2 protein-coding genes are annotated in these 1,597 nt (G+C 71.9%); both read right to left on the bottom strand.

Annotated elements, in window-relative coordinates; all coding sequences use genetic code 11:
* Positions 1 to 260: 260 nt before the first annotated feature.
* A complete protein-coding gene (locus ACFFNX_RS49520) occupies positions 261 to 848 on the bottom strand; it encodes a COG4315 family predicted lipoprotein (protein ID WP_378213438.1) in 588 nt (195 codons plus the stop codon).
* A 181-nt stretch (positions 849 to 1,029) separates the two neighbouring features.
* On the bottom strand, positions 1,030 to 1,597 hold a 568-nt coding region (locus tag ACFFNX_RS49515; RefSeq protein ID WP_378213436.1), incomplete at its 5' end, for a hypothetical protein.

Below are 1,597 nucleotides of genomic sequence, written 5' to 3'. Positions count from 1 at the left end.
CGATCCCGGAGCGGCCGACGACGGCCCGCCGTACCCGCCCGAGACGGGCACGGCCCGATGTCCCCCGCCGCAGCCCGAGACGAGCAGGCCGAGACCGACGGCCAGCGCCCAGACGGCCCTGACTGCCTTGCGCATGAAAGTCCGTTCCTCGACGTGAACGTGGACGTGGGCGAGTGAGCGCGGGCACCGACGGTCGCCGTGGCGACGACGCCCGCGGGCGTGGCCGCCACCGGCGAGACGCGTCCGGGCCCGCGCCGCGGCTACTTCTTCTCGATCTTGTCGCCCTTGGTCGCGTCGACGACGTACCACTTGCCGTCGAAGGCCTGGGCACCCTGGCCGTTCATGTCACCGGGCTTGGTGTCCTTGACGTAGTGGTAGAGCGGATGGTTGTTGTAGGTGACCTGCTTGGTGCCGTCGGGCCGGTCCGTCGTGCCGAGCTTGGACGCGTCGACGCCCTGGCCCGCCGTGGCCTTCTCGGTGGTGACGACCGGCGGCCACTGCTTCTCACACTCGCCGGTGCAGGACGACTTGCCGTCCTTGTCCTTGTCGAACAGGTAGAGCGTCATGCCCTTGTCGTCCACGAGGATCTTGCCGACGCTGGTGTCCTTGGCGTTGATCGTCACGGGACCGGGCGCCGGTGACACCGTTGCCCCGGGCGACTCCGTCGCGGCCGGCGGCGAGGACTCAGGCGCCCCCGGCGACTCCGGCGGTGACTGCTCCGGTCCGGGCGAGGTGGGCTGGGCGAGGCCGCCGGACGACGGCACGGCCTTGTGCTTGTCGCCGCACCCCGCTGTCAGCAAGCCGAGACTGGTGGCCAGCACGCAGGCGGCCATGACTCCCTTGCGCATTACTGTCGCTCCTTTCACACGGTGACGTGGAAGGCACCAGCAGGCGTCCGACGTGGTGCGCCGTATGCCCCGCGTTCGCCGTAGCCGGGAACGTCTGGCCTGCTCGTCGAGGCCGTCCCCCCGTGTGCCCCCGCACGGAGGTCCCTGCCCGTCCGTTGTTAAACGGGAACCGATCCGATTCTTAACTGCGCTTGGGGAAGCGCGGCGCGCCATTCCCGGGGCGCGGTGATGTCGAGCCGACCTCTGCCAGCCCTTGCCGGAAAAAGGCGAGCGCGGTCTCCCGCTGGTCGTCGGCGCACAGCAGCGCGGCGTAGGTCAGCGACGCGCCGCCGAACCCGGTGTCGTTCCAGAAGCCGCCCGTGCGCCTGTCCCACGGGGCCACGTAGAGGTACGGCTCGGGATGGGCGTCGTCGCCCGGGGAGGCGCCGAAGGCGGCACGCCGGCCGGCGGTGTCGTCGCCGAGTTCGACGGCGGCGTCGAAGTGCTCGGGCCACAGCTGCACGCGGCCGGGCGCGAGCGCGCGGCCGTCGAAGCGGACCTGTTCGAGCACCGACCAGGCGAAGCCGAACCAGGCGCCCAGCGTCTCGGCGGCGACCGGGTTGACCGCCAGGCGCGTGTCCGGGGCGGCCGGTGTGGCCGGAAGGTAGACGTCCGGAGGCATGCCGAGCCGTACGCCGGCGAGGGAGGCGGCCTCCCCGAGCGTCGCGGGCGTGTGAACGACGCCGTCGACGACCAGCCGGCCGGTCTCG

The organism is Actinoallomurus acaciae (assembly GCF_042429965.1).
In the GTDB taxonomy this organism is placed as follows: Bacteria; Actinomycetota; Actinomycetes; order Streptosporangiales; family Streptosporangiaceae; genus Actinoallomurus; species Actinoallomurus acaciae.
This window is presented reverse-complemented; position numbering and strand designations above follow the sequence as displayed.

What these genes read in the sequence shown, in the direction of transcription:
- ACFFNX_RS49520 (WP_378213438.1), bottom strand. Translation starts at nt 848, where the DNA reads ATGCGCAAGGGAGTCATGGCCGCCTGCGTGCTGGCCACCAGTCTCGGC.